The sequence below is a fragment of the Pseudomonas fragariae (ex Marin et al. 2024) genome, from assembly GCF_059621105.1.
Genome location: NZ_CM184369.1, coordinates 5,459,866 through 5,475,740, shown reverse-complemented (window position 1 = coordinate 5,475,740; position 15,875 = coordinate 5,459,866). Strand labels below are relative to the sequence as shown.

General features: G+C 60.8%; 14 protein-coding genes and 1 pseudogene. 2 read left to right on the top strand and 13 right to left on the bottom strand.

The window, feature by feature from the left end:
- Positions 1-31 precede the first annotated feature (31 nt).
- The 7 genes and pseudogenes from AC54XV_RS23690 to AC54XV_RS23660 all read right to left on the bottom strand — a co-directional run bounded on the left by AC54XV_RS23690 (position 32) and on the right by AC54XV_RS23660 (position 6,742).
- Positions 32-1,144 carry an endo-1,4-beta-xylanase gene (locus AC54XV_RS23690; RefSeq protein ID WP_060405921.1) on the bottom strand — a complete coding sequence of 371 codons (1,113 nt, stop codon included), beginning with the start codon at positions 1,142-1,144 and terminating at the stop codon, positions 32-34.
- Positions 1,144-1,887 (bottom strand): inositol monophosphatase family protein, encoded by a 744-nt coding sequence (locus AC54XV_RS23685; RefSeq protein WP_003400414.1) that lies wholly within the window; start codon positions 1,885-1,887, stop codon positions 1,144-1,146. Before AC54XV_RS23685 ends, AC54XV_RS23690 begins: the two co-directional genes overlap by 1 nt.
- Positions 1,884-2,645, bottom strand: a complete 762-nt coding sequence (locus AC54XV_RS23680) for a glycerophosphoryl diester phosphodiesterase (RefSeq protein WP_003400412.1) — start codon at positions 2,643-2,645, stop codon at positions 1,884-1,886. Before AC54XV_RS23680 ends, AC54XV_RS23685 begins: the two co-directional genes overlap by 4 nt.
- A gap of 6 nt (positions 2,646-2,651) precedes the next feature.
- Positions 2,652-3,758, bottom strand: a complete 1,107-nt coding sequence (locus AC54XV_RS23675) for an ABC transporter ATP-binding protein (RefSeq protein WP_496717242.1) — start codon at positions 3,756-3,758, stop codon at positions 2,652-2,654.
- A pseudogene (locus AC54XV_RS23670) lies at positions 3,755-4,536 on the bottom strand (ABC transporter permease subunit). The gene AC54XV_RS23675 and the pseudogene AC54XV_RS23670 overlap by 4 nt, the downstream one beginning before the upstream one ends.
- Complete coding sequence (locus AC54XV_RS23665) at positions 4,533-5,426, bottom strand: carbohydrate ABC transporter permease (RefSeq protein WP_024659935.1); 894 nt, start codon at positions 5,424-5,426, stop codon at positions 4,533-4,535. The pseudogene AC54XV_RS23670 and the gene AC54XV_RS23665 overlap by 4 nt, the downstream one beginning before the upstream one ends.
- Positions 5,423-6,742: an extracellular solute-binding protein gene (locus tag AC54XV_RS23660; protein WP_058398678.1), complete on the bottom strand. Its 1,320-nt coding sequence runs from the start codon at positions 6,740-6,742 to the stop codon at positions 5,423-5,425. Before AC54XV_RS23660 ends, AC54XV_RS23665 begins: the two co-directional genes overlap by 4 nt.
- A gap of 165 nt (positions 6,743-6,907) precedes the next feature.
- Between AC54XV_RS23660 and AC54XV_RS23655 the strand changes: the two genes are divergently transcribed.
- Entirely contained in the window at positions 6,908-8,038 is a 1,131-nt protein-coding gene (locus AC54XV_RS23655; RefSeq protein ID WP_057458059.1) for an ROK family transcriptional regulator, read from the top strand.
- A gap of 78 nt (positions 8,039-8,116) precedes the next feature.
- On the opposite strand, the gene AC54XV_RS23650 is transcribed toward AC54XV_RS23655, so the two are convergent.
- The 6 genes from AC54XV_RS23650 to AC54XV_RS23625 all read right to left on the bottom strand — a co-directional run bounded on the left by AC54XV_RS23650 (position 8,117) and on the right by AC54XV_RS23625 (position 14,710).
- Complete coding sequence (locus tag AC54XV_RS23650; RefSeq protein WP_058398677.1) at positions 8,117-9,382, bottom strand: histidine-type phosphatase; 1,266 nt, start codon at positions 9,380-9,382, stop codon at positions 8,117-8,119.
- 7 nt (positions 9,383-9,389) lie between these two features.
- On the bottom strand, positions 9,390-11,510 hold the full coding sequence (locus AC54XV_RS23645; RefSeq protein WP_024642442.1) for a TonB-dependent receptor: 2,121 nt from the start codon (positions 11,508-11,510) through the stop codon (positions 9,390-9,392).
- Positions 11,511-11,623: 113 nt separating this feature from the next.
- Positions 11,624-12,049, bottom strand: coding sequence for an ExbD/TolR family protein (locus tag AC54XV_RS23640; RefSeq protein WP_011269072.1), 426 nt, complete (start codon positions 12,047-12,049; stop codon positions 11,624-11,626).
- Positions 12,049-12,777, bottom strand: a complete 729-nt coding sequence (locus tag AC54XV_RS23635; protein WP_011269071.1) for a MotA/TolQ/ExbB proton channel family protein — start codon at positions 12,775-12,777, stop codon at positions 12,049-12,051. Before AC54XV_RS23635 ends, AC54XV_RS23640 begins: the two co-directional genes overlap by 1 nt.
- A gap of 83 nt (positions 12,778-12,860) precedes the next feature.
- Positions 12,861-13,574, bottom strand: a complete 714-nt coding sequence (locus AC54XV_RS23630) for an energy transducer TonB (RefSeq protein WP_024659938.1) — start codon at positions 13,572-13,574, stop codon at positions 12,861-12,863.
- A gap of 230 nt (positions 13,575-13,804) precedes the next feature.
- Complete coding sequence (locus tag AC54XV_RS23625) at positions 13,805-14,710, bottom strand: serine hydrolase domain-containing protein (protein WP_054091761.1); 906 nt, start codon at positions 14,708-14,710, stop codon at positions 13,805-13,807.
- Between the two features lie 312 nt (positions 14,711-15,022).
- Between AC54XV_RS23625 and AC54XV_RS23620 the strand changes: the two genes are divergently transcribed.
- The gene (locus AC54XV_RS23620; RefSeq protein ID WP_003400389.1) at positions 15,023-15,844 is read left to right on the top strand and encodes a phosphate/phosphite/phosphonate ABC transporter substrate-binding protein; all 822 of its coding nucleotides are present in this window, start codon (positions 15,023-15,025) and stop codon (positions 15,842-15,844) included.
- The last annotated feature ends 31 nt before the right edge of the window (positions 15,845-15,875 follow it).

The following is a 15,875-nucleotide window of genomic DNA, read 5'->3' as shown; positions in this document are numbered from 1 at the left end:
TTGTACTGCTGCTGTGAAAGCCGCGGAGCACCTAAATCCGCGCATCCTTCTGCATTTGCGCGTTTTCGAAACAATGTGCGATCACCCAGCTCGCCGGCTTCACCTCACCTTGTGGGCCAAACGCCAATGCCCGTTGTGCCAACGGCCCGTTGCTGGCCGTGGCGCCGGCAACATGCGGGCTGTCCCATACACCCCAGGTGATAACCGTCGACACCGAGCGCGTAGCGAGGATCAGGTCCAGATAGCGCTTATAAGTCGCTGCAACTGATCCATCGCGTTCTGCGATGGACCCCGCCAAATGGCTGTCATCGACGTCCAGTTCCGTGATGTGGATCGACAACCCCATATCCCGCACTGCCAGAATAAAGCGAGACAGGCCCGGACCAAATGTGTCGCCTGCACGCAGGTGGGACTGAATGCCCAGGCCGTGTATCGGAATGCCCCGCTGCTTGAGACCGCGCAGCAGGGCTAGCACGGCAGTACGTCGGCTTTCGCCGTAATGGGTATCCTTTTCCAGGCCGTAATCGTTGTAGCAGAGCAGGGCGTTCGGGTCGGCCTTGTGAGCAGCGTTGAAGGCTATGTCCAGGTAGCGAGGCCCGAGCATCTGATACCAGAATGAATTGCGCAGCCCGTCAGGCTGGCCGTCCTCCAGCTGGATGGCTTCGTTGACGACGTCCCATGCGCTGATGAGGCCACGATAATGGCTGGCGACGGTACTGATGTGCGCCGTCAGCACCGCCTCGGCGTTCGTCGGCGTGACGGTACGGTGAACCCAGTCGGGTAAAGAACGATGCCAGCAGAAGGTGTGCCCGCGCATACGCTGGTCATGCGCTTTGGCAAACGCCGCGATCGCGTCGGCCGGCGCGAAGTTGTAACGCTCCGGTTCGGGGTGGACGGTCTGCCACTTCAAGACGTTCTCTGGCACTACGATGCTGGCCTGACGGGCGACCAGTTCCCGGTAGGCCGCGTCGTCATTCAGCTTTGCCGGATCAACCGCAAAGCCGAACCGTATGCCTTTCCCGGCTGCAGGCTGGCGCAACGCGGTAAAGGTTTCTGCCGCCAGCAGCCTGCTGTTCACAAAGGGCAGGCACGCCAGCAGGCGGACAAACGCAGTCAGAAAACTGCGTCGACTAGCACGGCGCATTACGCACCAAAAATCCCCATCAGCTCCTCACGGCCTACCATCACCGTCATCGAGCCTTGTTTCTGTTCGCCTTCAATCGTGCACAACAATCCGGCTTCCCGGCAAATCACTGCACCTGCTGCGATGTCCCACAGGCTGGTGAATTTCTCCATGTAGCCGTCCGTTTGCCCCAAAGCGGCGAACGCCAGGCCGATGGTGGCGCAGCGATAACCGGCAAGGCCCCAGCCCTGGCGGCGCAGGCTCAGGTGCAGTTTGCCCATCTCTTCGGCGTCCCAGCGGGTGTTTTCGCCAACGCCGGCGATGCGCAGGTGCTCGGGTGGTTGCGGGCGGACAAAGGGGACACCGTTGCGCAGCAAGCCATCGCCCGTGCGGGCTGCCAGGGTATAGCCCAGTGCCGGGTAGGCGACGACGCCGATTTCGGGCTCGCCTGCCGACATGTACGCCACCGCGATTCCCCACAATGGGGTGCCCCGCAGGTAGTTGCCGGTGCCGTCGATGGGATCGATGACCCAGCCATCGGTGATGAACTCGCCGCCCATTTCTTCGCCGAGGATTGTATCGTCGGGGAAGTGTTTGCTCAGTTCTGCACGCAGCAGTTGTTCCACTTCAAAGTCGGCGCGGGAGACGAGGTCTTGCGCGCTTTTGGTGGTGATGTCGAGGGTGTGGCGGTCGTTAAAATACGCCATGGCCAGGCCAGTGGCCTGTTCTACGGCGTGCATGGCGACGCTGAGTCGGTTGTTCATTGCAGACAGCCTCCGTTCGGCAGGTTCAACAAGTCCGGGTAATCACTGAGAATCGACTGTGCGCCATGTTCCAGCAGGTAGCGCGCACGTTTCGGGCTGTTGATGGTAGCCACGGCGAATTCGACGCCGCTGCTTTTCAGGCGAACAAGGTGATGGTCATCGAGCATATCGTCAAGTACGTGAAGTATTCGGCAGTCATATTCGGCCAATAGCGCGACCGGGTCGGCAGGCGCCACCACCGAGGCAATAGCCAGTGGTACGTCGTTCCATAAGCGTCGGGCGGCCGTTAGCGAGCGCACCGAAAAGCTGGAGACGAACAACCGGTCGTTGTCGGCGGGCCACAGGTTTTTGAGAATCGGCATCACCACTTCCGCCGTCTCGACATCGTCGCCAATGGTCGGCTTGAGTTCGACCTGCAGACCCAGGTTGAGGCGCAGCGCACAGGCCACGATCTCTTCAAAGGTCGGGACCTGCAAACCGGCGAATTCAGGCGCGAACCAGCTGCCCGCGTCCAGTGTGCGGATAGCTTTCAGATCATGCAGCACGACGGCGCCGCGCCCGTTGGTGGTGCGGTCCAGCAAGTCGTCATGAATCACGACAGGCTGGCCATCGCGGGTCAGCTTCACGTCGATCTCGACCCACTCGGCGCCGCATTCGGCAGCTTTTTCCAGGGCCAGCAGAGTGTTTTCCGGCACGTAAGCCTTGGCACCGCGATGGGCAATCAGGGGCGAGCGGACGAGGGGAGCAGGTTTGAGCATGGCGGGTCACTTGGTGGTGTGGGAAAAGGTCACGAGCTGGCGCTGGCCGGTCTCGATATCGAACAGCAAGGGCGTGGAATTGATCGCCAGTCGAACCTGGGTGCCGGGTATCTGGTGTTGCCGTCCGGCGAGGCTGACAACGCAGCGCGTTCCAGCCAGTTGGCAATACAGCAGCGTGTGGCTGCCCAGATTCTCTGAAGACTCCACTGTGGCAGTCACGCCTTGTTGATCGAGCATGAAGGTCTCGGGGCGCAGGCCCATCAGCCATTTGCCGGTCCGGTTGCTGGCAATGCCGAGCTTGATGGGCAGGCGTTGACCATCGGCGAGCATCAAGATCTTGTCGTCCAGGCAGTGCACCGGCAGCAGGTTCATGGGCGGCGTGCCGATGAAGCTGGCGACGAATGTGCTGGCGGGTTGATCGTAGATCTGCGCAGGCGTGCCGATCTGCTCGACACGGCCTTTGTCGAGAATCACCACGCGCTCGGCGAGGGTCATGGCTTCGGTCTCATCGTGGGTGACATACAGGATCGTCGCGCCGGTCTGCCGGTGCAGGCTGCGAATCAACAGACGCATTTCATGACGCAGCGCGCTGTCCAGGTTGCACAGCGGCTCATCGAACAGCAGCACCGGCGGTTTGCGGATCAACGCCCGACCGATAGCGACGCGCTGGCGCTGGCCGCCGGAAAGTTCTCCGGGCTTGCGTTGCAGTAGCTCTTCCAGACCCAGCGAAGCGGCGCACTCGCGGATGCGTTGCTCACGCTCCTTGCGTGCAACCCGCGCCAGCGTGAGCGCGTAGCCGATGTTGTCGGCCACGCTCATGTGCGGGTAGAGCGCGTAGTTCTGAAACACCATGGCGCAGCCGCGCTCCTTGGGCGGCAGGCGCGTGACGTCGCGGCCACCCATGAGGATCTGCCCTTGGCTGACCTCTTCCAGCCCGGCCACCATGCGCAGCAGCGTGGACTTGCCACACCCGGACGGGCCGAGGATGACGTTAAGCTCACCCGCCTTGAAAACCAGGTCGAGCCCGTGAAGGATGGGCTCGGTGCCGTAGGTTTTGTGCAGGTCCGTGAGGATAATATCCGGCGCGCAGGTAATAGGGGTGAGCGCGTTCATTTACCGACTCCGATCAGGCCTTTGACAAACCAGCGCTGCATGAGCGCAATGACGAGGATGGGCGGCAGCATGCTGACCACAGCAGCGGCCATCAGCAGGTTCCACTCGGGGACCTGGGTTGCATCGGTCGGCAGAAAGCTGGCCACGCCCAGTACCAGCGTGCGCATGTCCTCGCGATTGGTTGCCACCAGCGGCCACAGGTAGTCCTTCCAGGCGCCGATGAACACCAGCGTGCCGAGCGCAGCAAAGTTGGTCTTCGACAGTGGCAGCAGGATGTCGATGAAAAACCGCCAGGGCCCGGCACCGTCCATGCGTGCGGCCTCGACCAGCTCGGCAGGCAGCGTCTGGTAGAACTGCCGAAACAGAAAGGTGCCGGTCGCCGAGGCAATCAGTGGCAGGGCGAGGCCGGGGTAGCTGTCGAGCAAATTGATGGTCGGCAGTGGCAGCCACTGAATGCCCAGCCAGTGCAACAGGCTGCGCACGGGGCCGAGCAGATCGCTGGCCACGGCATACGTGGGGATGATCCGTACTTCCAGCGGCAGCAGCAGCGCCCCCAGCACGGCGAAGAAAATCACCGAACTGTAGCGGCTGCGAAAGTACACCACGGCAAAGGCCGTCAGCGCCGAGAGCGCCAGCTTGCCGATCACCACCAGCGTGGCGACCAGCAGGCTGTTGCCCAGCAGGCGCAGCAGATCCAGACGCCGACTGACCCGAACACCAGGCCAAGGGTCAGCAGCAGGTAAGCGCCTGCGTTGAACAGCCGGTTATGCTCGATCATGCTTTCACCCCACGACGCTGGAAGCGCGACAGGAGTGTGAATTGGGCGACGCTCAGCGCCACCACCGCCAGCAGCATGAGCACTGACAGGGTCGATGAGCCTGCCAGATCCAGCCCCATGAAACCGTCGGTGTAAATCTTGTAGGCCAGCACATTGGTGGTGTCGCCAGGTCCGCCTTGGGTGAGGGTGTCGACCAGGCCGAAACTGTTCGACAGGCTTTCCAGCAGGTCGATGACAAACACGAACAGCAGATAAGGCGCGATCAGGGGCAGTTGTATGTCGAGCATGCGCCGCAAGGGACCTGCTCCATCCAGTGCAGCAGCGGCGAGGTAGTCGTCGGGCACCGATTTCAGGCTGGCGACCAGCATCACGAAGTTGAACGGCACCAGGCACCAGGCATACGCCACGATCAACAACAGCATGCTCTGTATCGGGCTGGCGTAGGGCGCCCAGGTGCCGGGTGCAATCGCGTTGAACCAGGCGAAGATGCCCATCACCGGATTGGCCAGCACATGAAAGACGATACCGATGGTGGCGCCCGATACCGCGTAGGGCCAGATCAGCAGGTTGCGAAACACGGCGTTGCCGCGCAGTTTCAGTTCCAGGCACAGCGCAAGCACCAGTGCGATAAGGATCGAAAGCACGACGCTCGACAAGCTGAACACCAGTGTCGAGCCCAGCGACGCCAGCACGCCTGGGTCCCTCAGCACCCGCCAGTAATTGCTCAGGCCAACGAAGATTTCATTACCGCCGAAGGGCGGCACCAGATGAAACGACCACCAGATGGCCTGGACCGCAGGCCAATAAAAGAACAGGCCGAGCGCCAGCAGTTGCGGCAGGGCAAACAGCAGCGCCAGACGTGGCTGTGGGAAATGAGCACGGGGTTTCATGGCGTGGCCTCGCTCGACTCGTTGCTGGCCTGGGCGCGGTGCATCTGTTGAAACAGACCCAGCAGCTCGTTGGCCCGTAGCGTCGTCTGGCGCAGGGCCAGATCGATGCTCTGGCGACCCGCGAGCGCGTTCTCCATTTCCTGCGACCAGATCAGGCGTATCAGCGTGATAAAGCCGCAGCGCAAAGGCGCGGAAGGCTGACCGTCGATATCGTCCAGCGCTGTCAGTCCGACCGTGATTGCCGATGGCTCGCTGGCTGCGGATTGCAAACGTGCAGCGGCGGCCTGGGTAACGGGCAGGTAGCCCGTTCGGGCGCTGAATATCAACTGGTTGTCCGGTTGCAGCACGAACGCCAGAAATTCCGAGACCAGCCGGTAATCCCTGACGGAATGCCCGCGCATGACCCACAGCGAGGAACCTCCGGGAACGTTGGCACGTCGCTGGGTGGCCGCGTAAATCGGCAGTGCCGTGACCTGGATATCGGATTTGAGCGTGCTGTGTACAACATTCCACGCCCCGGTGGAGTCGAGCAGCATGGCGCAATCGTCGGTGGCGAACGCCAGCGCCTGCTGCCCGCTGCGGGTTGCATCCTCATGCACCACCAATCCTTCGGAGGTCCATTGCGCGAGGTCTTTCATGAGGCGCAGATGGGGGCCTTCGTCGAACTGATAGCGGTCACCGCCTGAGGAGCGAATCGCAACGTCGGTGCCTTGCGCTGCGCTGGTTTGCTCAAGCCAGATCCAGGGGGCAAAGGCGCTGACGAGCGGGCATTGCTGACCGTTTTTCTTCAGGGCCCGCAAGGCATCCGCAAAGGCTTCCCAGGTGGCGGGTGGCTCGCTGATCCCGGCAGCGGCCAGCGCCTTCCGGTGTGTATAAAGCACGGCTGTGGACGCCGCAAAAGGCTGCGCCGCGAGCGTGCCGTTGTCGTCGGCGTAATAGCGCCGCAAGGCTGGCAGAAAGGTATCGTCGGGATAGGCCCTGTGATGATCGGCCATGATCGCCTCGACAGGTCGGGTGGCACCGCCCAGCAGCATGTCAGGCGTGGCAACGTCGTAAATCTCCACCAGTGCCGGGCCTATGCCCGCCCGGTAAGCCGCTACGGTTTTCTGCAGCGTCTGCTCATAGCTGCCCTGGCGGACACAGTGCAGGCGATCACCTTCCTCGCGTGGCGCATTGAAGCTTCTGCACAGATCCGCGATGGCACTCCCGGCCGCGCCACTGTGGCTGTACCAGAACTCGGCCGGTGCAGCGGCGAAGGCGTTTGCGGCGAGCGACAGCAGGGCCAGCACGGAAAACATCTTACGGACGGAAGGCATGAGGACACTCACAAGAACTCAATGCCATTTAATACAGGTTGTGTGTAGTATTTGTGACCTGCGCGACTTTTATTAAATTTTCATGATTGAAGCGTGCAGTGGATGGTGGGCGATACACTGCTCCACACGCCGACTGTTTTAATTCTCATCTGATTTGAAGACTCCATGCCTCTCGACCTCGACACGCCACTTGATTCGCACCAACCGTTGAGCCTCAATGAACGCAAGTTGCTGGACATCCTTCGTCGTCGAGGTGCGATCACGCGTGCTACGGTTTCGACCGAGATGGACCTGGCTCAGCAGTCAGTGCACCGGCTCATTGAAGAGCTGATCAGCCGTGGACTGCTGCGCAGTGGTGAGCGCGTCAAGAACGGCCGCGGTCAGCCCAGCCCGCGCATCGAACTGGTCAATGAAGCGGTGTATGCCATCGGTGTATCGATCAACACCGACTCGGCGGTGGTCTGCGTCGCCGACCTGGGCTGCAATGTGCTCGAGCAGGTCACCCTGCGCACGCCGCCGTTAAGCCGCAACAGCACCCTGGATTCACTGGAAAAGACCATCGAACGCATGCTTCAGCGCAACGGCATTGAAGCGCAACGCGTCGTCGGCATGGGTTTCGCGATTGCCGGCTTTTTTCTTGAAAACCGCCAGATCAATGCACCGGAACCGCTGCGCGACTGGTCATTGATGGATCTGCAACCGGTGCTGGAAGAACGTTTCGGCATGCCGGTCTGGCTGGAAAACAACGCCACCACCGCGGCCATCGGCGAAAGCCTGGTCGGCGTGGGCGCCTGGGCCAGCAACTTCATCTACCTGTCCTTCAACTTCGGTTTCGGCGCAGGCGTTGTCATCAACGGCAAACCGTATTTCGGCAGCCACGGCAATGCAGGCGAGATCACCCTCTACAACGACGAAGAATCGATAAACCGCCCGGCCTTGCGCTACTTGCTGGAAGACTTGCATCAGAACGGCGTGCAGGTCGACTCGATCGAAGACCTGCGCCTGCGCTTCGACCCCGACTGGCCCGGTGTGGATACCTGGCTGACGCGCGTCAAGCCCACACTGGATCGCCTGATCAACGCACTGGCGGGCCTGTTCGATCCGCAGGCCGTGGTGTTTGGCGGGCAATTACCGCCCGAATTGGGAAAACGCCTGATCGCCGCGACGACCTTCTGGGGCACCCATCGCTACAACTCCCCACCGCCTCGGCCCCAGTTATTGCTGAGCGAAACGAATGGGGACGCGGCGGTTCTGGGGGCAGCGCTGGTGCCGTTGAAGGAGCGGTTTTTTGTTTGATTCGTTGGGCGTTGGGTGGACAGGTATTGGCGGTTTTTGGGTGGTGCTGTTGACTGTTGTTGGGCCAAAGCTGGTGTTTCAAGGGTTGTCGTAGTGCTGTACCTCAGTCGCAGACCGATCGATGCGCTTTTCCATATCTGCAACAAACCCGTTCAATGGCATCAATTGCTCTCCTGCATACCCCGGGTACTGCACCTGATACGGCGGTTCACCGGACAAATTGCGTAACTGGTCCAGGCTCTGCGCCACATAGGCAACGCTGACAAACTGCGCGCCCGTGCGGTCGTTCGCCCAGCGTTCAAACACGATAGTGCCGCCTGGTGCTGCGTCATTCTCGGGGTATTCGGCGATTTTCCAGTCAAAACCCAGCAGCGTTCGCAACTGCGCGATGTTGCTGTCGTGGCCTACGTACGCCAACCATTTGCTACCCGGCGGGCTGCCCACGGATGTCGGTTGCAGAGCCAGGAGGATTTGTCCGAGCAATTGCGAAGCACCCCGCTGGGCGATGTAAGGTACGTGATTGCTCAGCGCGTATTTGCCCGAACGCAAGGCCATCAAGCGCGATACGTCTGCAGCGGTGCGCCCTTCGCCAAACGCCACCTGGTCCAGTGGCAAGCCTTCGGCGTATTGCATGCGGAAGGTTTCGCTCATGGCCGCGCCCACGCTCAACGGTCCGCTGAGCCTGGTGACGCCTGCCTTCTCTTTCAGTGCCCAGGGTTGCTTGCTCAAGGCACAGGTCTTTTTCCCGCAGTTCGTCGGCACGCCTGCCAATTGCTGCATGGCCAGCAACGGCGCGGCAAAGCGCTCGCGAGCTGCGTCGACGCTGCCACCCATGGCTGCCAGCATCGCCGCCTGGGTGCGCGCCGGGTCCAGCGGTGCCAGGCCATTTTCGCCGCCGTGGAACAGCCGGTCTTCACTCTCACGCCCATGGTGTACTGCTATGTTGCAGCCCGGGAACATCCCCTTTACCAGCGCCGCACTGGTGGCCTGGGTTCGCGCTACCGGGCTGGACCACACGTAGGCATCCCCCGCCTGCGGGCACTGCCCCGCCTTGAACAGCCCGAGCGAATCCAGCGTGTGGCGTTGCCATTGGCCCAGCAGCACGGTGGCTGCGCGGCCATGCTCGGTCAACTGACCGTCGCGGGTACCAAACGCTGGCCAGGTCCTGGCCGACCAGCGTTGCAACTCGGCGGTGTCGGTAGCCGGGCGGATACCGTGGCGCATCACCAGTACCACCTTGTCCAGGCGCAGGCCGGTGGTGTCCAGAGGCGCGGCCACCGATGGAAGCGCCAGGCACACGCCCAGCGCCAACCCCGCATACTTCAACAAAGTCGATTTCATCATCACGGGCCTAGAAGTCATAGCGGGTATTGAGGCTTAACGTACGTGGCGAACCCGGTTGCAGGTAGTTTTCCTGATAGTAGGTCCAGTACTTTTTGTTGGCCAGGTTGGTGACGTTGGCACCCAGGGTCAGCGCATGACCATCGCCCAGACGCAGACGATAGCCGCCCCCGGCATCGAACAGGCTGTAGGCCGGGAGGGTATGCACGTTGCCCGAATCCACCGCCATTTCGCCGATACGCTGGGCGCCGGTGTGCAGGAACATCCCGGGCACCACGGGCACACGATAGGTAACCTGGGTTGCGGCCTGATAGTGCGCCGCACCGGCTGCACGGTTTCCGTCCACACCGTCTCCCGCATCGTGGTAGGCCGAGTCCAGTGACATGACGCTACCTTCCACTGTCAGGTCCGGCGTGGCATCGACGCTGGCGTTCAGCTCCAGGCCCTGATAGCGGATGGTGCCGCTTTGCACGTAGACGTTGGCGTCGTTGGTGTACTCGGCGCCACGGTCGATGCGAAACGCTGCGGCGGTGGCACTCCAGTTACGCTGCTGGGCTTTCACGCCCACCTCGTATTGCTTGCTGAGCAGCGGGCTCAGGGTCTGGTCGGAGTTGACTGCGCTGCTGGGTGCGGTGCCGCCGCTTTCCAGAGATTCGACGTAACTGGCATACAGCGTCACGTCCTGGGTCGGCTTGTACATCAACGCAACGGTTGGGGTGGCCGGCCGGGCCTTGTACGGCGTCACAGCGGAGGTGGCGGAGTCGTGGGTTTGCTCACGGTAGTTTTCGTTGCGCAGGCCAGCCAGCAACGACCAGTGTTCGCCCAGGCCGATGGTGTCGCTGGCGAACACCGCGCTTTCCTTGACGTTGTCGTCACCGTAGGTACCGCCGCTGTAGTCGATGTTGTACACCGAGAAGATCGTCGGGTTGTACAGGTTGCCCTTGCCCACGGTGGTCTTCGGGGTGACCACGGATTTGTCCGAGTTCAGTTGGGAATAGCTGGCGCCCAGTACCACGTCGTGAGTGAACCATCCCGTGGTGAATTTACCTTCCAGGGTGCCCATGGTGTCGTTGTAGTCGTAGGCGTGGTACTCGGACGTCACCTTGTCGGTGTACGCGCCGGCGTCGCTGGAAATCTGGTATTGGTCCTTCACATAACGGCGTGTCGAATCGGAGTAGCGGTAGGCCAGCTTGCCGGTCCAGTCGGGAGAAAACTTGTAGGTGGCGCTCACGGTCGACAGGCTGTAATCGACATCGGTGTAGGAGCCATTGCTGTACAGGCGCTTGCTGCCGTCAATAGGGCTGGGCAGGGCGTTCTTGGTGTTGACGATGATGTCGGTGCCACCGCTGGTATTGCGTTTCTGGTACAGAGTGTCGAAGTCAACGCTCAAGTCATCACTGAGCTGCGCGTTCAAAGCCACGCCGACTGCCGTGCGGTTGACCTTGGCGTCACCCGAAGCGGCATCGCCTTCCTCGTGCACCACGTTGACCCGGTAGCCGAAACGCGGGTCATCCAGACGCCCTCCGGCATCCAGATGTTCCTTATAGACGTTGTCGGACTGGTAGCCGGCATCAACGCTGAGGGTGGTCTTGTCGGTAGGCCGCTTGGTTACGTAGTTGACGATGCCGCCCGGGCTGCCGAAGCCATACATGAAGCCCGACAGGCCTTTAAGCACATCGACCCGCTCGAACATCTCAAGAGGCATTTCCACGCCGCGGTTGATGTTGGCCATGCCGTCGACTTTGTAGCCGTTCAGGTCATCGAGGGGGAGGCCGCGCACGGCCAGTGTGGCGGGGTGGGTGCCATAGCTCGAACTGATGGAGGTGACCGAGGCATCATACTTGACAGCCTCAGACAGGATGCCCGCCTGACGGGCCTGGATTTCGTCGCTGCCTACGCTCTTGAACGAAAACGGTGTGTCGATCACCGCGTGGCTGCCCAAGGCGCCGCTGTTGGTCTGCTGGTGCAGCGCCGGCTTGCGCTTGGTGGCCTTTACCGTGACTTGAGGCAACGTGGCCAATGTACTGTCGTCGATGGCCGGTGGTACATCGGCAGCAAACGATGGCAAGGCCAGGGAGAACGCTGCGAAACCGAGACCTGCACGCACATACAACGAGGATTTGCGAAACATGACTGCACCTTCGAAAACGGCCGTTCACGGCCTGGTTGATTTCTGTCGCGCGCACTTAGCCGTGGCCGGCTGTAACAGCCGGCCAAGGGGGTTGGAGGAAGGCGGCGCGGTTGTTAAGGCGTAACGGCCTTGGTCACGAAGCCGATCTTGTCCAGGCCACCGGACTGCGCCGCGGCCATTACCTGCACCACCTTTTCATACGGGGTGTTGCGTTCGGCGCGCAGGTGCAACTCCGGTACCGGCTGACGCGCGGCGGCCTCGGCGATCAGTGCCGGCAAGTCGCTGTCGCCGATGTCGCGGTCGTCCCAATGCAGGTGGCCTTCGTTGTCCAGTGCCAGATCCACGGACGGCGGCGGTTTGTTGTCCTGCTGCGCGGCGGCCTTGGGCAGGTCAATCTTCACCGTGTGCTGGATGGCCGGCACGGTGATGATGAAGATCACCAACAGCACCAGCATCACGTCCACCAGTGGCGTGGTGTTGATCTCGGGGTTAAAGCCGTCCTCTTCCAGTTCATCCTCGCCCAGCAATCCACTGGCCATCAGACGAACTCCGCCTGGGCGTTGAACGTGCTGCGCGCAGGCTGCCCGCCGCGAGGGGTCGCACGGGCGCCGATCACCAGCAGGTCGTGCAGTTCGAAGGCAAACTTGCCCAGTTCAGCGAGGGTCTGCTTGTTACTGCGCACCAGCAGGTTGTAGCCCAGGGTGGCCGGAATGGCCACGGCCAGTCCCAGAGCGGTCATGATCAGCGTTTCGCCGACGGGGCCTGCGACCTTGTCGATGCTCGCGTCGCCGGTCAGGCCGATCTTCATCAAGGCGTGATAGATGCCCCACACGGTGCCGAGCAAACCGACAAACGGGGCGCTGGAACCCACGGTGGCCAAAATCGCCATGCCGCCCTGTAACTGTCCGCCCACGGTCAGGGTGGCTTGGCGCAAGGCGCGGGTCAGCCATTCGCTGAAGGCCGGCGGGTGCATGTCGCCATTCAGCGCATCACGGTGCTGGCGTGCGGCGCTGACGCCGGCCTGGGTCAGTTCGGCGTAGGCACTATGATGTCCCAGTTGTTGCACGCCATCCTTGAGCGTCGGTGCGTTCCAGAACGCCTCCAGCAACTTCGGTGAACGCAGGCGATGCAGTGCCAGGCGCACCAGCTTGTCGACCATCACGTACCAGGACGCAATCGACATCACCAGCAACGTCAAGGCCACGCCACGGGTGACAACGTCGGCCTGTTGCCACAAAACATTCAAACCCAGTGTTCCGGTGTCCATATGTATTTCCTTTCTTTGAGGTGAGCACTGCCCTGACCGGGAGGCCCGTCGATAAAAGATGGTGGGTTACGCCTGCGTGAGTGCTAACTGTCGAGCTGGAATCGCAACGGCACGATCACGTACACCGACACCGCATGACCCTCCTCCAGATGAGGCTTGAACAGTGCGCCGCGCACAGCCGTCCTGCCCGCCTCGTCGAGGTTGCCAAAGCCCGAGGAGCGTACGATGTCCACCGCGCCGGGCTTGCCGTGCTCGTCCACCAGCACCCGCAGGATCACGGTGCCCTCGTGGCCCTCTTCACGCGCACTGTCGGGATAGTCGGGTTGTGGTTCATGCACGTATTCGACGCCACGGGTGAGGGTCTTAGGCTGCGGCGGTGGTGCGGGAGTTTGCGCAACTACCGGTGCGGCAGCCGCAGTGCTGATGGTCGCGGGGGCAGACGTTGCGGCGGCCACAACGGGGCGTTGCATCACCTGCGGTTTGGCCGCGGGCTTGTGCCGGGCCACCGGCTGAACGGCCACAGACGTGGGTGCCGGTACGACCGGGGCAACGGGAGGCGGTGGCGTGGGCGCGGCACTTGCGGCTGGCGCCGGAGTCGGTTCATTGATGACCGAGGCGTAAATAGTACGAGTCGCCTGCGGCGCAAGCGCAGGGGTCGATGACCCGGTCACCATGCTCAATGCCAAAATATGCACCGCCACCACCAGCGTTATCGCGCATCCTCGGCGCAGCAATCGCGAGGCGCTGCCGGCAGGCAATGGCTGAAGGTGCAGCAGGGGTGTCAACGTCGCATCCACGATTGATTTCCTCCAGGCCGGTAGGCCGGGCACATCGGGCGCATTCCCTGCGAAAGTTGGGTCCGAGGCCGGTACAGGCACCTCGTAACGCGTGTCGGAGGAATATAGGAGTGACGAGTGACAGATACGTGACAGAGAAGAATTATCAAGTAAGCAGTTTGTGACGATTGCATGGTCGCCAACAGGCGTGACCGCATAAGCGGTCATCCGGCCAACCATAAGGCCTACGGCTAACGGACTTTGATGCCGTCAACCCCCTGCCGCACACGTTGCATAAGTTGCCCGACAACGATGGCTTCAACAGCACCTTCACTGGCATTCGCCTCAAAAGCAGCGCAGCAAGCCGATGCGTCGCCGTCGCAGATGCGGTAGACAGCAATGACGCTGCCTGGCCCGCAGCCTGTGTGCCCGGATAGAGAATACCCACCGTCAATCGAACCTTGCATCAAGCCCAGGCCATAGCCCGGCGTGATCCATGGGCGCCCGGGAATCGGGCCGCCCAGTGTTCGTGCTGTCTGCATTTCCTGAAGCAGGCCCGTGGAGAGGAGGTCTGCGCAGAGAAGTCGATCCAGAAAGAGCGCTGCTTGCGAAATCGGGCCGATCAACAAACCGTGGTAAACCCAGGCGGGGTCATAATTCGAGGTACTTCCCTGATGGGTCGTTTGTAAATCGGCTCGTGTTTTAGCAAAGCGAACGTTCGAGATGCCCAGAGGCGAAAGAGCACGTTGAATCACCGCAGCATCAAGCGTCAGATCAGTCAGCCGTTCAATTAGCCTGCCGATGAACAAGTAGCCTAGATTCGAGTAACGCCAGCCGGTTCCGGGACTGTATCGAAGTCGAGTACCGTCAAGACGTCGCATCATTTCATCTGCCGGCCAGGCGGGGTCACCGCTGGCAACGGCGGTGTGATACTGCGCAAGTTCTCCGTAATCAGCCAGGCCTGCCTCGTGCCGCAGTAGCTGGCGCAAGGTGAAAGGCTGGTCGGGAATGGGGTCGTCCAATCCGATCAGTCCGTCACGCACCAACGATAGGGCTGTCGCAGCCAGGACCGTTTTCGTAAAACTCCACCAGGGGGCGATCAGTTCCAATCGCTCTGGCGTGTGTGGCTGACCATTTGACAAGAGTGAAATGAGCATTGGCTTCCCTGGAATGGTGAGCGGATCGACAGCCCGACAAGAGATCTCAATTATTCTTCTTCGCCGGGGTGAAGTCAGCCGTTTGTACTGTACTAAGCGACTGTTTTGGGCAGACAGCTGCCTGTGGCGGGGCCGGCAGGTGTGTGGGCTGGCCGATTAACATTTATTAATGCAGTCGATACTTAAGATTCAAGCGCCTCGGCCGATTATATGAGATGGCTGAGCTTAAGTTAGTGCTCATCCCCGTTGGCTAATAAGTTCTTATGTAGGTGGAGTGAACAAGTGAAGTTACGCCTAAGCTGCAAAGCTATCATGATCGCCCTGTCTGTTGCCTTGTCGAATGTGGCGACTTCTGAAGAGCTTAAAGTGTACAATTTTTCGCCTGTCAATCAATACAATCTTAATCTTTCAGCCAGTTTTTGGAATCCCATCATAAAGTACGTGTCCGAAAAAAGCGGCGTGAACCTCACGCTGAAATTAGGGCGAACCTCCTCGGACACAACCAGTTATGTGCTCGCGCAAGAAGTTGATTTCGCGTTCACCAACCATCTGTTTAGCCCCGAACGCGACAAGATGGGCTGGACGGTGTTTGGTCGCCGTGACGCGCCTGCCCTCGAAGGACAAATCGTGGTGCCTGTCGACTCGCCAATTCATAGCCTTTCGGAGCTAGCGGGCAAAGAAGTTGTTTACCCGGGACCCGAAGCGTTTATTGCTTATAAAGTCACCAGCTCGGAATTGGTCAAGCAAGGCATCAATACATCTACGGTGTTTGCAGGAAACATGGACGGTGCGTTCAGCCAACTCCTGAGTGGTAAGGCTCAAGCGATGGGGGCCAACTCACAGCTTGTAAGCGGCTACACGGAGAGGGAAGGGAAGTCGTTCCGCGTACTGTGGAGTTCGGCCTCGTTCAATGATTTAGCCCTGATGGCATCCCCACGGGTTTCTAAAAAAGAACGTGATGCGGTCGCCAACGCATTTCTGAATATGCAACATGACGCCGACGGTAGCAGGATTCTGCGTGAGGCAACCGAGCTCGTCCATGCACCGGCACCGATTACGTTCATTCCTGCGACGGAAGCGGATTATGCTTCCTATCGAGATTTTTATAAAAGTTTGCCGGCAAACCTTAAGTAAATAATTTCAACGTTAGCTGGAGAGGCTGTTA